Genomic DNA, 16,861 nt, shown 5'->3' on the forward strand with positions numbered 1-16,861 from the left:
TCAGCCTGGGTAGGTTCGGATCGCGGCCGATTCACACAGTGAGGGTGGCACCCATGCCTGAGACCAAGACCAACATCTCCGTCGTAGACGACTTCTTCCGTGCAGTCGAACGTGGCGACATCGACACCGCGCGTGCCCTCTACGCGCAGGATGCCGTGATCTGGCACAACGACGGTGCCGGCGAACAGGACCGCGAAGCCAATCTCGCCGTCCTCCGGCTGTTCAGCACGGCCATCCGCGGCCTGCGCTTCGACGTGTCCCGCCGGGTCGACGTCGGAGACGGGGTCTTCCAACAGCACGTCCTGCGCGGGCAGCTGCCCAACGGCGAGGAGTCCGCTCTCGACATCGCGATGTACCTCGCCGTCAGCGGCGGCAAGATCACCCGAATCGAAGAGTACTTCGACGTCGCCGGCGTGACCCACATCATCGCTGCTGCCGGCGAATCCGGAGAGGCGTGAAACCGAGCTCCTTGGCAGCCACCCCGACCTGCGTTCAGGCCAGCAGCTCCCGTACCGCGCCGGCGATGTGCGACGCGGAGATCCCCACCGCGTCCAGCAGCTCGTGCGCAGCGCCCGAGCCGGGCAGTTCCCGCACTGCCAGGTGTTTCATCCGCAGCGGTGTCAGCCCGCTCGCCAAGAGCGCGTCGGCGACGGCGGACCCGAGCCCGCCCTCCGGGTGGTGGTCCTCGGAGACCACGATCCGTCCGCCGGTCACGTCGGCCGCGGCGATCAGCGTCTCGGTGTCCACCGGCTTGACCGAGTAGAGGTCGATCACCCGCGCGACGATGTTCTCCCGCGCCAGCTCGTCGGCCGCGGCCAGGCATTCGTGCAGCGTCACTCCGGCTCCGATCAGCGTCACCACGTCGTCGTCGGTGGAACGCAGCACTTTGGCGCCACCGATCGGAAACTCGTCTACCTCCGAGTACAGCGTCGGGTACCCGCCGCGCGTCGTGCGCAGGTAGGAGACGCCGGGCCGGTCGGCCATCTCCTTGGTCAGTGCCACGGTGCTCGGCCCGTCGCTGGGGTACAGGACCGTCGAGCCTTGAACCGCGCGCATCATCGCGAGGTCCTCGAGCCCCATCTGCGAGGGGCCATCGGCGCCGATCTCGACGCCGGCGTGCGAGCCGACCAGCCGGATGTTCGCCGCGGAGATCGCCGCCATGCGGATGAAGTCGTACGCCCTGGTGAAGAACGCGGCGAACGTCGACGCGAACGGCACGTAGTGGCGCACGCTCAGCCCGACAGCCGCTGCGATGAGCTGCTGCTCGGCGATGTACATCTCGAAGTAGCGCTCAGGGTAGGCGTGAGCGAACTCGTCGGTGTGCGTCGAGTTGCTGACCTCGCAGTCCATGGCGACGACGCGGGGATCGATGCCGCCCAGCCACTTCAGTGCGTCGCCGTAAGCCTTCCGGGTGGCCACCTTCTCGCCCAGTGCGTAAGCAGGTCTCGGCGTGGCAGCGCTCGCCGGCCGCAATTCGGGTCCACGGTCGAAGGCCGGCACCGGCCCGCGGACGAGCAGATTCCGCTCACCGCCCAGCTCGACGAGCGCGCGCTCGGCCATCTCGGCCGGCAGCGCCTTGCCGTGCCACCCCTCCTGGTCCTCGACTTCGGAGAAGCCCTTGCCCTTCACGGTCTTGGCAAGGATCACTGTCGGCCGGTCACCGCCCGCCCCCGCGGCATAGAGCGCCTGGTCGATCGCCGGCAAGTCGTGGCCGTCCACGGAGATCACCGTCGCGCCGAACGACTCGGCACGGCGGGCGTAGGCGTCGAGGTCCCAGCCGAGTTCCGTGGGCCCGCGCTGGCCCAGCCGGTTGACGTCGACCATCGCCACGAGGTTGCCGAGCCCGTAATGACTCGCCTTGTCCAGCGCTTCCCAGATCGACCCTTCCGCCATCTCGCTGTCGCCGCACAACACCCATACGCGATAAGGCAGCTTGTCCAGGTACTTGCCGGCCAGTGCCACGCCGACGGCGTCGGGCAGGCCCTGCCCGAGCGAGCCGGTGGCGACGTCGACCCACGGCAGGATCGGCGTGGGGTGGCCTTGCAGACGCGAGCCGAAGCGCCGGTAACCGGTCATCAGCTCGTCGTCGGAGATGGCCCCGACAGCCTTGTACACCGAGTACAGCAGCGGGGAAGCGTGCCCCTTCGAGAAGATCAGGTGGTCGTTGGTGTCCGCTTCGGGACGATCCCAGTCGTAGCGCAGATGCCGGCCCACGAGCACCGCGAGCAGATCCGCCGCGGACATGCTGGAAGTGGGATGGCCGGAGCCCGCGCTGGTGCTGCTGCGGATCGAGTCGACCCGCAGCTGCGCGGACAGCTCGGCGACCACGTTCAGGCTGAGGTCAGTGGCGGGTTGCCGGATATCGGTCACAATTCTCTCCCTTCTCCGGGCGGCGACGTCACCGACTGTACTGCCGGTCGCCGTCCCGTGCGGACACACGAAGTCCTCCGTTAGCCGCACGGAGTGGGCAGATCTTCCTGCCGCTGGTGGCTCGCGTCGGGCCGGCACCGACGGCTACTGAGGGGGATCGTTGGCCTGGAGCGGGTCCCCGGTGGTGGAAACGTAGACGACCAGCAGCTTGGCGGACTCGGTCGTGCTCGGGTTCGCCGCGACGACGTGGTGGGCGCCGGGTTTTTCGAACCAGCTCTGACCCTGGTGGTACGTGGTCACCGCCTGGTCGTCGACCTGGCTTCGCACATCGCCCTGCAGCACGTAGGCGTACACGAAAGCCTGACCGTGGCGATGAGACGGCGCGGCCGAGCCCGGCGAGAAGTCCACGATCTGCGACGTGAACGTCTTGCCCTCAGCGTTCGGAAGGGCCTGTTGCAGCAACACACTCACCTGGGGCGGCGAAACTGCCGTGCTTGTCACCGCGGTGGTGCCCGTCACCGCGGCCGGCGTGCTCTGGGCAGCAGAGCTGCAGGCTGTCGCGCCGGCCAGCGCGGCGACAAGCAAGAAACGACCTACGATCCGCGAGGGAACCATGAAAAACCTCCTGGCGCCGAATTTTCTGCTTCCGCGGTTCAGTTGCGCCCGGCCATGACACCGCCGTCGACGTCGACGATCGCGCCGGTCATCCAGCTCGCTTTTTCCGAGAGCAGAAATGACGCCATGTTCGCGACATCTTCCACGGTTCCGACCCGGCCCAGCGGATGCATGCTGGCGAAACTGCTCACGGGGTCCTCGAGGTGCGCCTCAGGAACCAGCCGGTAGTACGGCGGGGTCCGCACCGCCGCCGGTGACACCGCGTTGACCCGGATGTCGTGGGGTGCCAACTCGATCGCAAGCGCCTTCGTCAGGGAGTGCAGGCCGCCCTTCTGCACGGAGAAACCGGTGTGCGGCGTCGCCGCGATCCCCTGGTGCGCCCACATCGCGCCGATGTTGACGATCGACCCTGCGTTGCCCGCGGAGAGCATGCCGGCGACGACGGTCTGGGTGATGAAGAACATCGCACGGTTCAGTTCGTTGAATGAGTCGTAGAAGTCTTCGTCGTACTCGGTGAAGGGTTTGGGGACGAAGATTCCGGCCCCGTTGACCAGCAAGCTGGCGTCGGCGTGTTCACCCTCGATACGCTTTCGCACTTCGGGAATCCGGGCACGGTCGGTCAGCTCCGCGGCGATGCCCCATGCCTTACCGTGCTGCGCCAGCGCTTCCACCGCCGCCTGCAGCTTCTCCGGATTCCGACCGGTGATCACGGCGCTGCCGCCGCCGGCGATCACCTGCTCGGCCGTGGCGAAACCTATTCCACTACTACCGCCGACAACAACAAGCTTGCGACCTTCGAAGTCTTCGCTCACGAAATTTCTCCTTCATTGTCAAGACGCACCATCGCGCTTACAGAGAGTCCGAAGCAGACGGTTCACCTGAACCGGAACGAGACCGGCCGACGACTGGGCGGCAGACCCGCACCCGTCGAAATCGACGCCGACCGTCCACTCGAGACGGAGACGGTTTGAGCGCGGGCTCAACGCGGGCGGTCATCTCACGAGCCAGGCGGCAAGCACAGCTTCGCAGCCGCGGGCCGGCAGAGGCTGTTGATCACGCTTTGGACTATACAGTCCTCTCTGCCGCGTGTCATCGAGGTCGTTTTTTTCTCACCGGTTCGGATGGCCGGCAGGTCAACACGCATGTCGTGCGGCCGACGTCGACTACCCAGAGATCGTTCGCTCCCCCGGTATCCCGTTACCGGCGGCTCACACTTCGAGAGTGCGGATGTAGTCGATGGCCATGTCGAGCGCGATGCGCATGGACTTGATGTCCCCCTCGGTCTGCGCGAGCAAGTACCCGCCTTCGAGGGCGCCCATCAAGCCGATCGCGAGCCGTTCGGGATCGGCGTCGCGGCGCAGTTTGCCCGCGTCGCGCATCCGCCGCAGACCATCCGCGATCAGGCCGCGCCAGGTTTCGAAGTGGCCGGCCAGAGCGGATCGAGCCCGCTCGTTCTGATCGGAAAGCTCACACGCCAGCGAGCCGAGCTGGCATCCATATGCCCTGTTGCGCAGGGCATTCCGCTGGATGATCGCATCGCGCCACCGCTCGAGCCCACTGACCGAGTCGAGCCGGCGCAGCTGTTCCCCCTGCGCGGTCAGCAGGTCTTCGGCCTGATGTTCGATCACATCCTGGACCAGCGCGTCCTTGTCGGCATAGTGACGGTAGAGCTGCGACTTGCTGGTACTGCTCGCCGCGCGAACATCGTCGAGGGTGGTGGCGGCCACCCCCTTGACCGTCATCACGTCCACGGCAGCGCGGACGATCCGGGCCCGGGTTGCTTCACCGCGCGCCGTCAGCCGGACAGGCTTCATTGTGCTCTCCGGTTCCACCACCGCGACAGATTATCGCACCTGCCTGTGCCCGCGTGCCCCGCGATGCAATTCGGCCATCCGCGCCGAAGTCAATGCGCTTCCTCACGCCGTAACCGTTAACCGCCGGAAAACGGACGTGGCGGAGAAAGCCCGCATCCGTGACCGACTTACGACCATCAGAGCCCGGTCGGGAAGCGCCGCCTGACTGACTCGTCGAGTGAAGACATCGCCGCATTGTCATTTCCACGAGATCGGTCCGCCCCGCCACATCGGAGTCAATCACCGTTGTCGACGTCGTCGGAAAGTGCCTTGCGGAGGTGGTTGACGGCCTGTCGGGTCATCCCGGCACGACGGCCCAGTTCTGCGTCGTTGTCACTGTGGTACCGCGCATCGCCCCAGCTGATGATCTGTGCGAGAAGTGCGGCACGGGCCGCTTTGGCACGCTGCAGCCGTTCGACGGCCTCGCGGGCTTGGGTCAGTTCGTCGTCGATGAGGCGGGACCGCAGTTCGTCCCGGTAGGCGTGCGCGACAGCTTCGGCCCCGACCAGTTTGATCCCGTCCCGCAGGGCGGCGGTGCGCTCGCGCTCGGCGAACACCGAGACGGCTTCGTCGTCGTGGTCCGCGGTCATCCGGCCGATCAGGGTGTGCGCAGGCTCGGCGAACCACCTGGCCGCATCCAGAATCGGCCGGTTGTCGGCCTCGTGGGCGCGGTAGGCGTAGAGCCACGCCCGCGCTCCGTACACCTTCAGCCCGATGCCACTGCCTTCCTCGCACGGCCTTCCCAACTCCTCTCGAAGCTGCGAGTCGAGGTGGTACCGAGACCTACTCAGCACGTCGGCCGCGTCGTCGAGCTCGGTGTCTTGCATCTCGGCCCACTCACCTCGGACCAACCCCGGCACTGCCGCGACGGCATCAGCGCAATTGATCATGCCCTCCAGCGACGTCTCGACACCCCGCGGTCCCTGGTGGTATCGGCTGCACGCGGCATCGATCAACCGCACGGCCGCCACGGATTCAGCGGACCATTCGAGATCGTCGGTGCCGGGCACTCGGAACAGGTTGTCGACCAACTGCTGCGCCGGCGGCACGAGCGAAGCCACGAACGCGTCGCCTTGTTCGCGAGTCAGGTACACCCACGCGGGCGTCGACGGACGCCCCGCGGCGGGGAAATCCACGCGCGTCCAGGTGTCGATGAAGAACATCAGCAACTCCGGAATCGGCCGAGTGGCCGCGTTCATCGAGTTGATCGGACTCTCGCCGGGGTACTGCGACTTCCAGACCGACCGATCCCCATCTCCGAGAACAGGCACGTACATCCGCCAGTCAGCGCAGAAGAACGACATCTCGCCGGTGCGGACATTGAGCAGGACCCGCTGGTAATGCCCCACCCATGAATCAGCCTGGGTGGGCAGCGGAGGCAAATCCACATCTTCGGGAACCGGGATGTGCACAATTTCGACCGCACCGGCGTTGCGGGGCACGGCGAGTGCAGGGGCGACGGGCACAGTCGGCTTCCTCCTCCCTAAGCGGGTTGGGCAATGAGCTTGTCGTGGATCCGAAATGGTGCCGATCTGCTTGTCATCGCTCAGGCAGGACGTCAATCGGCTTGACATCCACTGCGTGGTGGAGACAATTCTTTTCGCGAACAGCGCTCACGGAAGAGCTTCGAGATCCCGGTCTCCGGCCGACGGCTCGGCGTCGCTCATTCCCTTACCCCTCCTGTGTGCGGCTCAGCGGTCGCAGCGGGTGCGTGCGGCGACCCGCGTCATCGGGCAAGTGGTTGGTGTCGGTCCGTCTCGAAGTCTTACCGGCAGCGTCGCGACCTCGTTCGTTCCCCGACGGTCGACCTCGCGCCCAGCGAAGCATTGCCGCTCGGTGGGCGTCGCTGCGCTCCCTGTGCACGACCGACCGCCGCGAGAGCGTCAGGACACCGAGCCGGCCACCTCGCGGCCGCGGACGAGGTCGGCGGCTTTTTCGCCGATCATGATCGTGGCCGCGTTGGTGTTGACGCAGACGATGCGCGGCATGACCGATGCGTCGGCGACCCGCAGGCCGCGCACACCGCGCAGACGCAGATCGGGGTCGACGACCGCGTCGGGGCCGGTGCCCATCGCGCAGGTGCCGACCGGGTGGAAGTACGTGCCGGTGGCACGGGTCACGAACTCGCGCAGGCTCTGCTGGTCGCGGGCCTCCGGGCCAGGGTGCAGTTCCTTCCCGCGCCACGCGTCGAACGGGTGCGCGGCGGCGATCTCGCGAGCCACGGCGACGGCGTCGACGAGGCGCAGCACGTCGCGCTCGGCCCCCAGGTAGTTCGGGTCGATCAGTGGCGGTGCGCTCGGATCAGGCCCCGCGATGCGGACGGCGCCGCGGGCCTGCGGGACGGTCGCCAGTCCGAAGGTGAAGCTGTTCGGCGGGGCGGGCAGGGCCGGCGGGCCGAAGGGGACGTGCATGAACATCAGCTGCATGTCGGGCCCGGTGAGGCTCGGGTCGCTGCGCGACACCATCGAGGTCTCGGCGTGGTTGGTCTTGCCGGGCGGAATCGGCCGTGCGGCCTCGTAGACGACGTTGCACAGCGGGTGGTCGTGGAGGTTGCGGCCGACGCCGGGCAGGTCGTGCACGACGTCGACACCGGCGCGTTCGAGGTCTGCGACGGTCCCGACACCGGAGAGCAGCAACAGTCGCGGTGAGTCGACCGTGCCGGCGCTGAGGATGACCTCGCGGTCGGCGTACACGATGTGGCCGGCGCCGTCCTGCCGGTATTCCACACCGGTGCACTGGCCGGCCGCGAACAGCAGCCGGTGTGCGCGGGCGCCGGTAGCCACCGGTGAGGTTGGGCCGACCGTCCCGGATCGGCCGCAGGTAGGCCGCGGCGGTGCTCTGTCGCACCCCGTCCGCGATCGAGAGGTCGTGCCAGCCGGCACCTTCACCGTCGGCACCGTTGAAGTCGCCGGTCGGCGGGTGTCCGGCGGCCACCGCGGCGTCGACGAACACCTGCGAGAGCGGGTTGGGTGCGGCCGAGGGTGCCGGGCGCAGCGGGCCGTCCGTGCCGCGAAGGCGGGCATCGCGGCCCGGCACGGATTCCATGCACCGGAAATACGGCAGGACCGAGTCGTAGTCCCAGCCCGTGCAGCCCATCCTGGCCCACTGGTCGAAGTCGTCGCGGTGCCCTCGCAGGTGCACCATCGCGTTGATGCTGTGCGACCCGCCGAGGGTGTGACCGCGCGGCCAGTCGTGTGCGGCCCCGCCGGTGCCGGCCTGCCCGACGGTGCGGTAGCCGTAGTCGACTTCGGTACCCCAGAGACTGGGCCACGCCGGTGGGTCGGAGATTGCGGCCTTGGTATCGGGGCCACCGGACTCGAGCAGGAGCACGCGACTGTCAGCGTCCTCCGACAGACGCGCCGCCACCACACACCCGGCCGTGCCCCCGCCGACGATCACGTAGTCGTAGAGCACTCATGAGCCGGCCTCGGCCGAGCGGCCGGCGGTCTGTTTCGCCTGTGCTTCAACGAAGATACTGTTCACGCCGGATCCTTCAGGTCGCCGTGCTGCTTCCACAGATAGCCCCACAGGTACGACGTCGCATACGACCGGTACGGCCGCCATGGCTCACTGCGCCGCTCCGCGGCCTTCGGCGTGATCCGCCTGTCCAGTCGATCGAATGTCGTGATCGCCGAGCGCACAGCGAGGTCGCCGGCCGGGAAGATGTCCGGTCGACGCAGGTACCGCAGCATGAACATCTGCGCTGTCGAAGGACCGATACCCGCCACGGCCACGAGCTTGGTTCGAATCTCGGCATCCGACATCGCCGCGAGCCCGCCCGGGTCCAGCAGGCCGTCATCGGCGTGTTCCGCAAGCCCACGGATCGCCGTGGCTTTCTGGTGGGACAGGCCGGCGCCGCGCAAAGTCCGTTCGTCGGCCGTGACGACCCGCTCGGCGGTGATGGCGCCGCCCAGCTGCGCGACAAGCCGGGTGTAGATCGCCGAAGCGGTCGCCCTGCTGAGCTGCCGCGAGGCGACCGTGAACGACAACCATTCGAGCGGACCGTGGACCTCGACCGGAAGGTGGGTCTCGTAGGCGTCGATCGGTCCTGTCGACCGCACCCACCGGGCGAGCGAGTCGCCGCGCGAGCCCAAGTGCTCGTACGCGGCGCGCTGTTCCTTGGTTGCGCGCTTCCCGGTGCGAGTCATGGTCACGACGCCAGGGTCCCAAATGTGGCCTACATAGTCCAGGACCAGGTCACGTCGATCCAGAAGGGCACCCTCGGGCCGCGCGCTGATCTCGCTCATTCCCCGGTGCGATTGAACCGAGTTGGCGACGGTAGCAGCCCAGGAACCCGCCGCGGGTCGGCCGCACGAGTGGACTATATAGTTCTCTTCGATGCATGATGGATCCGCGGGAAGCCGTCCTCCGGCACCGCGCGACACCGGCCGCACTCGGCGCCACGTCATCGAGCTGTCCGGTCAAGACACCAACTACTGTGGAGTGATCACCATGTCGGCACGTGCAGCCCTGATCACCGGCGGCACCAGCGGGATCGGGAAGGCGACCGCGCAGGTTTTGCACAGCCGTGGCTATCGCGTCGCGGTCACCGGACAACGTCCGGAAAGCGTCGCGCGGGCGCGCGAGGAGCTCCCCGAAGACGTCCTGGTCTTGCAGGCCGACGCGCGCTCGCTCGCTGACACCGACAAGGTGGTGTCCGAAGTCGGCGAACGATTCGGGAGTCTGACCACGCTGTTCCTGAACGCCGGCGTCAGCCGGCCCGTGACTCTGGACGTCTGCGACGAAGAAGCCTTCGACGAGGTGTTCGCCGTCAACACCAAAGGGCAGTTCTTCACCCTGGTCAAGGCGCTGCCGCTGCTGACCGACGGCGCTTCTGTCATCGTCACCGTGGGAATCGGAGCGACGCGAAGCCTGACCGGCAACAGCATCGCGGCCGGGTCGCACGGCGCGATGCTGGCCATGATCCCGACGCTGGCCCTGGAGCTCGCCCCGCGCCGCATCCGGGTCAACGCCGTGAGCCCGGGATTCACCGACACCCCCATGACGCGGACCGCGCTCGGCACGGGATCTGACGACGTCCCCGCGACGATGGCGACGATGGCCGAGAGGAACCCGTTCGGTCGCCTGGGCACGCCTGAGGACATCGCCGGGACCGTCGCGTTCCTGGCTTCGGACGAGGCCGCCTACGTCACCGGGCAGGAGATCGTGGTGTCCGGCGGCGCCGGGCTGGCCATCTGACCGAGCGCACGAGAAGACGAACCTTCGACGGCCGGCAGGATTCCGCATCCTGCCGGCCGTCTCATCACCGCAGCTGACTGACGAGTTTGTCGGCGGCGAGGGTGAGAGCTTCCGTGTAGCTGGGGAACTGGACGATGCCGTCGGCGAGATCGTCGATGGTGAGGTGGTGCCGGATGGCGAGGGCGGCGGTGTTGATCCACTCACCGGCGAGCGGAGCGACGGCCCAGGCACCGACGAGGGTGCGCTGCCGGCGATCCGCGATCAGCGTGAAGGTGCCGTAGGGGTCCGTCTCGTAGGTGTAGGGGCGCGCGATCTCGTCGGCCAACTGCAGGGTGCAGGCCACGACGTCGATCCCCTGGCCGCGGGCCAACGCGGGGGTGAGGCCCACGGCGGCGATCTCGGGCTGGGTGAACACCACGCGGGGGACGGCGGTGTAGTCGGCGACGCGCGGGCGGCCCAAGATATTGTCGGCCACCACGCGGCCCTGGTAGGTGGCCACGTGGGTGAACAGCGCGACTCCTGTGACGTCTCCGACGGCCCACAGCCCGTCGCCGGCCCGGCAGTTTTCGTCTACTTCGACGTGCCCCCGGGACCCGGGCCGCACGCCGACGGCCTCCAGGTTCAGGGAGGCGGTGTGGGGAGTGCGGCCGGTGGCGTTGACGAGCACATCCGTGTCCACAGTGGTGCCGTCCTCCAACTCGACGACGATCTCTTCGCCACGCCGGCCGCAAACGCGCCGGACGGTGTGCGCTCGGACGCCGGTCCGGACGTCGATTCCATCCGCAGTCAACAGCTCGGCGATCAAGTCGCCCAGTGCCGGATCTTCGCGGTCCAGCAAGCGCGAGCCGCGCTGCACGATGGTGACCTGGCTGCCCATCCGAGTCAGGAAATGGCCGAGTTCGATGCCGGTCGCGCCGCCGCCGAGGAAGGTCACCCGTTCCGGGATCCGGGTGAGGGTGGTCGTCTGGCGGTTGGTCCACACCGGCACCTCGGCCAGGCCGGCGATCGACAGGTGACTCGGAGCCGCGCCGGTGGCGATGACGACGTGGTCGGCGGTCAGCGTGCGACCCTGGACCTCGACCTTGCCGGGCCCGGCCAGGCGCGCGGTCGCCTTGATCACGGTGGCGCCGAGCTTGCGCAAACCGTCGACCTGGCCGGTGTCGTCGAGGTGGCGGACCATGAAGTCGCGGTAGTCACGCAACGTCGTCCACTCCAGACCCGGCCGCGTGAGCCCGGCGGTGCGCTCGGCTTCGGCGCGAGCTTCGGTGGAACGAAGCAGGGTCTTGGACGGGATGCAGGCCCTGTAGGCACACTCCCCGCCGATCAGCTCCTTCTCGATGACCGCGATCCGCTTTCCGCCGGCCAGGAGGCGGTAAGCGGCGGCTTCACCGCCGGTGCCCATGCCGATCACGATCGCGTCGAAGTGCTCGCTCATCAAGACCACCATCCGATGGGTCTGTCCTGCTTTCGGGTCGTGCGCTCAACGCGGCGAGGTTCGGTCCTGAGAAGTCCGGTTCGGCAGCGCCGCGGGTTCACCGCCGTCGAGGAAAGCGTCGCGAGGGTGCTGCACCGACGCCAGCGAGAGGATGTCCCGGCCGAACAACCCGGCGGTCAGCCAGATCACGAGCACGCGGACCTTGCGTTCCCAGCTGGGCACGGCCAGCACGTGATAACCACGGTGCATCAGCCAGGCGAGCGGCCCCTTGATCACGAGTCGCCGGTACTGGAAGATCCCGTGACCGATGCCGAGCTCCGCGATGGAGCCGAGGCTGTGGTGACGGTAGTTCTTCGGCTTTCCGCCGCGCAGGGTCGCGACGATGTTGCGGGCGAGCAGCTTGCCCTGGCGCACGGCGTGCTGGGCGTTGGGCACCGTGCGGGTGCCCGGGATCGGCGAGGTGAGGTCTTCGATCGCGGCGTCGTCGCCGGCGGCCCACGCGTCGGGCACCGGTTCGGCGTCGGTACCGACCCGCAGGTCCGGCCGGGCGACGACGAATCCACGTTCGTCCACCGGGAGGTCGGTGTGCTTGTCCACGACCGGGTTCGCCGCGTTGCCGGCCGTCCACACAATGAGCTCCGAATCGAACTCCTCGCCGGTGGAGAGCACCACGTGCCCACCGGTCATCGACTTGATCTGCGTGTCCAGGTGCACCTGCGCACCACGTCGTTGCAGGAAACGCACGACCCAGCGTCCTGGCGAGTCGGTGACCTCGGGCAAGATCCGGCCTGACGCCTCGACGAGGTGGAACCGAAGCTCGTCGCGATGCAGTTCGGGATAGCGCTTCAGCAGCGCGGCCGCCAGCGACAGCAGCTCGGCGAAGCCCTCGACGCCGGAGAACCCACCCCCGACGAAAGTGGCGGTGAGCAGCTTCTGCCGACACGGCCCGGGCGGCAGCACGGCCGCTCGGTCGAACGACGTCAGCAGCCGGTCGCGGATCGCGACCGCTTCCTCCACGTGCTTGAGGCCGATGGCCTGTTCGGCGATGCCCGGCACCGGGAACTTGCGGGTGACCGCGCCGGCGGTGACCACGACGACGTCGTAACCCTGTTCGAGCGGGTCCCCGCCGGCGCGCCGGATCGTCACCATCCGGCGTTTGTGGTCGATCGCGTCGACCATCCCGGTGATGATCCGAGTGCGGTGGAGGTGGCGGCGCAGCGACACCGCGGCGTGCCGCGCTTCGATCGACCCGGCCACCACCTCGGGCAAGAACGGCTGATAGGTCATGTACGGCCGTGGGTCGACCACCGTCACTTCGGCCTCGTCCCGGCGCAGCTTCTTTTCGAGTTTCCATGCGGCATAGAAGCCCGCGTATCCGCCGCCGACGATCAAGATCTTGCGCATGAGGCCTCTGTTTCTCAGGTCCGCGGCCGAAGATGCCCTGGTCGAACTCGCTGCCCGGCACGGAATCGAGCCATCGCACCCAGGCCGGGCATTCGTGCGCACACCGCTGCGTCCGGGCTCAGTTGTGTTTGCTCGATCCTCTGCGCCGTGCCCGCGACAGTTCTTACCTTGGATCTCGGACCTTCCAGGCCACCTGTGGCGGCACCGCCCGCGACACCTCCCACAGCAGAGCCGCGGCATAAGTGCGGAACGGCGCCCACTGTCGGCCGAATCCTTCGTCGGCGCTGCCACACGCCCAAATCCGCCGGACGACCCGGGCGAGCACCGGGTCGTCGACCGGCAGCACGTCCGGCCGGTGCAGGCGGCGGATCAGGAACAAGTCCGTCACATCACGGGGAATCCCGTACCGCGCAAGGATCTGCCGGACTTGGCGGTCGTTGCGCCCGACGAGGAGGTCCAGGTCGATTTCGCCGGCCAGCTGTGCGTGCGCGAGCCGCACCAGCCCGTCGGCGTCCGCCCGCGGCACACCCAGTGCGGTCAGCCGGCCGGCACCGAGGTCGGCGACCATTGCCGGAGACGGGTGCCCGCGCGACGCACGGCAGATCTGCGTGTACACCGTGGAAGTCGACGGTGCGCACAACTGCCGCGCACCGAAGTAGCGAACCAGCGCCGGGAAATGGCCGCCGAGACCGGCTTCCTGCCGGTGGCTGAACGGCTCCGGCCGGCCGAACCGGCGAACGAGACAGCGCATGACCGGGTCGCGCCCCACCAGGTGGTCATACGCGAGTTCCGACTCCGTGACAGCGGCACCGACCAAGACAGGAATATCCCGCGCGTGCAAACCGACCTTCATCGGACGCCTCCTGCTCACAGTTCAGTCCGTAGCCGGCGGGCGTGGCCTTGTCCCACGCCTCGGCATGCCGAGCTCCGCGTTCCAGTCAGCCGCACGAGCGCCCAGAACGGACCCGTACCGTCCGCGGGCCGCGCGGAACCCGTAAGTCACGCGAGGCGCGGAGGGCTCAGCGCGGTCCACATTGGACATCAGCGCGCCGGCATTGACACCGCGCGCCCGGATTCGCGCACGCCGGATCGCCTCGCTGATCAACCCGTCATCGCCGGGCTAGCTCCGAACGGTGTCCAGAAGCTCCAGCCACGCCCGGATGAACATCTCGAACCCGGCATCCTCGGCAGCGCAGTGCGCGGCGTCGGTCGCGGGCTCCTTCCCCGTGTCGCCGCAGCCGCCGATCGCGGCCGTTTCCCGGCCGGTGAACCTGTCGGTCATAGCTCTCCGTCGCATGCCGAGAGTCGATGCTCGTTGATCCCCAGGAGTTGACGGCAGCAGCTCAGGCGCGGCCGCCGTAGGTCTGGGGATCCACGGGCTGCTCGGACTTCGGAAGCCCGCCGACCACGAGACGGTAGGAATCGATCACGAGCTCCTTCACCAGCTTCGCGCCGATCGTGCCCCCGCCTTCCACCGTGATCCAGTGCTTCTTGTTCATGTGGTAGCCGGGCGTGATGTCCGCGTGCTGCTCACGCAGGGCGGTGGCGTTGTCCGGATCTGCTTTCACGACCACCACGGGGTGCCCCGGCAGATCGGTCATGAGCAGGAAGACCTTGCCACGCACCTTGTAGAGGTCCCAATCGGGGCCGAAACGATGCTCGAGGTCGGCGCCGGGCAGTGCCACACCGCAGTCGCCCGCGATCTTCTGCAGCTTGTCGCCGTCCAAGTGACCAACTCCTCTGTCGATTCGGCTTCGATCGCCACGTACTCAGCTATCGCGACAGCGGAGGTTCTTACTGCGGAGGCCGTCAACCCGGCCGCATCCGTCACCCGCAGTTCGCTGCGCTCCCCCAGCAGTAACAAGAGGCGGAGAGCCTTGTCGACCGACTCGATCGGGTACCGCGGCACGCGCGACCGAACCCCCCGACGTCTCCGGAGTCGACTTCTTCACGGCAGAGTCCCACGGGGCGTTGGGCGCTGAAAAACAGCAAGTTGAACCCTCATCACGTGGACTCTATAGTCCAGGTCGAGAGCGGCTTCCGCCGCCGAGGAGCGACTGGGCCACGGGCAGGACGGTGCTGCCTGAGCTCTCGGACTGCATCGTCTTTCACGTCGCGTGGAAGCGAACCTGGCCGAGGGCCATGTCGAGCGAGGCGCGCAATTGATCGGTGTCCTGGCTGGTGTGCGCCAGCAGATAACCTCCTTGCAGGGCGGCGATGACGCCGACGGCAAGGACTTCCGGCGCCACCTCGGAATCGAGTTCGCCGGCGGCCTGGATGCGCGACAAGGCCGAGGCGAGCAACCCCTGCCACCGGGAAAACGCTGTGGCGAGGGCGAGCCGGCCACGATCGTGGCGGTGAGCGAGGTGGTAGATGAGCGAGCCGAGAGGGCAACCGCCTTGCGCCGCGCACGAATCGAGCAGTCGCGACTGCCACTGTTCGAGGTCCGTGAGGCGTTCGACCGCGTCCAGGCTGGGACGCTGCGCCCGCAAGACGACCTCGAGCTGGGCCTCGACGATCGCCTCCACGATCCCGCCGGAGTCGGGAAACAGCTGGTTGAGCTCAGCCTGAGTCACGCGCGCGGCAGCATGAACACGCGCCGCGGTGAGCGAGCCGACGCCTTCGCGCAGCAGCAGCGTGGTCGCCGCCGCCACGACGCGCGCACGGGGTCCCGGCTCGGAAGCGTCGCGACCCGGGCAGGGCCTGTCATACCAGTCGGCCGTCATGGTGGCAACAGTAGCCGCACGGGATCCGGCCGGGGACTTCCCCCTGAGCAATCAAGGGCCCATATGGTCCACTTCTTATCCGCTGAGGGCAAGGCAGTAGATTCGAACTCAACCTCGGCGGCGCGGCCCGGGCCACCTGCCGAGTCCGGCTGAGTTCCCCATAATGGACTGCGAAGTCCACAAAGTGTGGACGTGATCACCGCACACACAGAGAAGAGGTTCCGGATGAAAGCGATTGTGGTGACGGACGAGGCCGCGGGAAGGGCCGGGATGACGCTGGCGGACCGGCCCGACCCCGACGTGGCGATGCTCGCCGACCTCGCGGGGGCGAACTACGGCGATGTCGTCGTCGAGGTTCACGCCTCGGGCTTCACCTGGGATGAGCTGTCGTGGCCCTCGACCTGGGTCGATCGCCGCGGCCGGGACCGGACGCCGACGATCCCCGGACACGAGGTGGCCGGCGTGGTCACCGCCCTCAGCTACGGCGCCGCAGGATTGTCCGTCGGTCAACGGGTGTTCGGTCTGACCGACTGGACTCGCGACGGCACGCTGGCGGAGTACGCGGTCGTCGAAGCCCGCAACCTCGCGCCGCTGCCGGGCGACGTCGACTTCACGACCGGCGCGGGCCTCGTCATGGCAGGCCTCACCGCGTGGCAAGGGTTGTTCGTGCACGGCCGGCTCGAGGCGGGACAGCGGATCCTCGTCCACGGCGCAGCCGGAGCGGTCGGCTCGATGGCGGCGCAGCTCGCGCGCGAGGCCGGTGCTTACGTCGTGGGCACCGGACGCGAGGCCGACCGCGCGACGGCCCACGATTTCGGGGTGCAGGAGTTCGTCGACCTGGAGAACGACGCGCTGGACGACGTCGGCAGTGTGGATCTGGTGTTCGATGTCTTCGGCGGTGACATCGGGTCGCGGTCCGCGGGTCTGGTTCGGGCCGGAGGGATGCTGGTGACGATCGCCGGCCCGCCGGAGACCCGGCCGACCGACGGCCTGGCGATCGACTTCGTCGTCGAGCCATCCCGTACCCAGCTGGGTGAAATCGTGCAGCGCGTGCGAGACGGCCGGGTGCGGACCAACATCGGCACCGTGGCGAGCCTCGACGACGCCGTGGCCGCCTTCAACCCCACCCAGCGGAAAAAGGGCAAGACGATCATCCGCGTTCGCCCGTAACGAGCGGACGAAACCGGTGCCGGCAACGTCAGCGACGCGACCTCGAAGGTGTGGCCCCCACCAGCGTTCCGCAGGACGGCCCGACGACG

Annotated in this window: 16 protein-coding genes and 1 pseudogene; 3 read left to right on the forward strand and 14 right to left on the reverse strand. The window is 68.1% G+C overall.

Annotated elements, in window-relative coordinates; genetic code table 11:
• Window positions 1-53 precede the first annotated feature (53 nt).
• Window positions 54-458: a nuclear transport factor 2 family protein gene (locus tag AB0M56_RS22470; RefSeq protein WP_364179200.1), complete on the forward strand. Its 405-nt coding sequence runs from the start codon at window positions 54-56 to the stop codon at window positions 456-458.
• A 34-nt stretch (window positions 459-492) separates the two neighbouring features.
• On the opposite strand, the gene AB0M56_RS22475 is transcribed toward AB0M56_RS22470, so the two are convergent.
• The 8 genes and pseudogenes from AB0M56_RS22475 to AB0M56_RS22510 all read right to left on the reverse strand — a co-directional run bounded on the left by AB0M56_RS22475 (window position 493) and on the right by AB0M56_RS22510 (window position 9,085).
• Complete coding sequence (locus AB0M56_RS22475; RefSeq protein ID WP_364179201.1) at window positions 493-2,370, reverse strand: transketolase; 1,878 nt, start codon at window positions 2,368-2,370, stop codon at window positions 493-495.
• A gap of 144 nt (window positions 2,371-2,514) precedes the next feature.
• Complete coding sequence (locus tag AB0M56_RS22480) at window positions 2,515-2,832, reverse strand: cupin domain-containing protein (RefSeq protein ID WP_364179203.1); 318 nt, start codon at window positions 2,830-2,832, stop codon at window positions 2,515-2,517.
• A gap of 191 nt (window positions 2,833-3,023) precedes the next feature.
• Window positions 3,024-3,797: an SDR family oxidoreductase gene (locus tag AB0M56_RS22485; protein WP_364179205.1), complete on the reverse strand. Its 774-nt coding sequence runs from the start codon at window positions 3,795-3,797 to the stop codon at window positions 3,024-3,026.
• Window positions 3,798-4,193: 396 nt separating this feature from the next.
• Window positions 4,194-4,820 carry a TetR family transcriptional regulator C-terminal domain-containing protein gene (locus AB0M56_RS22490; RefSeq protein ID WP_364179207.1) on the reverse strand — a complete coding sequence of 209 codons (627 nt, stop codon included), beginning with the start codon at window positions 4,818-4,820 and terminating at the stop codon, window positions 4,194-4,196.
• 254 nt (window positions 4,821-5,074) lie between these two features.
• Window positions 5,075-6,280 carry a hypothetical protein gene (locus tag AB0M56_RS22495; RefSeq protein ID WP_364179209.1) on the reverse strand — a complete coding sequence of 402 codons (1,206 nt, stop codon included), beginning with the start codon at window positions 6,278-6,280 and terminating at the stop codon, window positions 5,075-5,077.
• Window positions 6,281-6,721: 441 nt separating this feature from the next.
• Window positions 6,722-7,621 carry a GMC oxidoreductase gene (locus AB0M56_RS22500; protein ID WP_364179211.1) on the reverse strand — a complete coding sequence of 300 codons (900 nt, stop codon included), beginning with the start codon at window positions 7,619-7,621 and terminating at the stop codon, window positions 6,722-6,724.
• Window positions 7,622-7,658: 37 nt separating this feature from the next.
• A pseudogene (locus AB0M56_RS22505) lies at window positions 7,659-8,252 on the reverse strand (GMC family oxidoreductase N-terminal domain-containing protein); the annotation flags it as partial.
• A gap of 65 nt (window positions 8,253-8,317) precedes the next feature.
• On the reverse strand, window positions 8,318-9,085 hold the full coding sequence (locus tag AB0M56_RS22510; RefSeq protein ID WP_364179213.1) for a hypothetical protein: 768 nt from the start codon (window positions 9,083-9,085) through the stop codon (window positions 8,318-8,320).
• A 205-nt stretch (window positions 9,086-9,290) separates the two neighbouring features.
• Here AB0M56_RS22510 and AB0M56_RS22515 point away from each other — a divergent pair, with 205 nt between their 5' ends.
• A complete protein-coding gene (locus AB0M56_RS22515) occupies window positions 9,291-10,037 on the forward strand; it encodes an SDR family oxidoreductase (RefSeq protein WP_364179215.1) in 747 nt (248 codons plus the stop codon).
• Between the two features lie 64 nt (window positions 10,038-10,101).
• Here AB0M56_RS22515 and AB0M56_RS22520 read toward each other — a convergent pair whose 3' ends face one another.
• The 6 genes from AB0M56_RS22520 to AB0M56_RS22545 all read right to left on the reverse strand — a co-directional run bounded on the left by AB0M56_RS22520 (window position 10,102) and on the right by AB0M56_RS22545 (window position 15,602).
• On the reverse strand, window positions 10,102-11,472 hold the full coding sequence (locus AB0M56_RS22520) for an NAD(P)/FAD-dependent oxidoreductase (RefSeq protein ID WP_364179217.1): 1,371 nt from the start codon (window positions 11,470-11,472) through the stop codon (window positions 10,102-10,104).
• A 45-nt stretch (window positions 11,473-11,517) separates the two neighbouring features.
• Complete coding sequence (locus AB0M56_RS22525) at window positions 11,518-12,876, reverse strand: FAD-dependent oxidoreductase (RefSeq protein ID WP_364179219.1); 1,359 nt, start codon at window positions 12,874-12,876, stop codon at window positions 11,518-11,520.
• 163 nt (window positions 12,877-13,039) lie between these two features.
• Complete coding sequence (locus AB0M56_RS22530; RefSeq protein WP_364179221.1) at window positions 13,040-13,729, reverse strand: hypothetical protein; 690 nt, start codon at window positions 13,727-13,729, stop codon at window positions 13,040-13,042.
• Between the two features lie 267 nt (window positions 13,730-13,996).
• Window positions 13,997-14,158 carry a hypothetical protein gene (locus AB0M56_RS22535; RefSeq protein ID WP_364179223.1) on the reverse strand — a complete coding sequence of 54 codons (162 nt, stop codon included), beginning with the start codon at window positions 14,156-14,158 and terminating at the stop codon, window positions 13,997-13,999.
• Window positions 14,159-14,219: 61 nt separating this feature from the next.
• Entirely contained in the window at window positions 14,220-14,603 is a 384-nt protein-coding gene (locus tag AB0M56_RS22540; protein ID WP_364179225.1) for an MmcQ/YjbR family DNA-binding protein, read from the reverse strand.
• A gap of 381 nt (window positions 14,604-14,984) precedes the next feature.
• Entirely contained in the window at window positions 14,985-15,602 is a 618-nt protein-coding gene (locus tag AB0M56_RS22545) for a TetR family transcriptional regulator C-terminal domain-containing protein (RefSeq protein ID WP_364179226.1), read from the reverse strand.
• 225 nt (window positions 15,603-15,827) lie between these two features.
• On the opposite strand from AB0M56_RS22545, the gene AB0M56_RS22550 reads away from it, so the two are divergent.
• Window positions 15,828-16,772 (forward strand): NADP-dependent oxidoreductase, encoded by a 945-nt coding sequence (locus AB0M56_RS22550; protein WP_364179228.1) that lies wholly within the window; start codon window positions 15,828-15,830, stop codon window positions 16,770-16,772.
• The last annotated feature ends 89 nt before the right edge of the window (window positions 16,773-16,861 follow it).

It is taken from the genome of Amycolatopsis sp. NPDC051372, assembly GCF_040682095.1.
In the GTDB taxonomy this organism is placed as follows: Bacteria; Actinomycetota; Actinomycetes; order Mycobacteriales; family Pseudonocardiaceae; genus Amycolatopsis.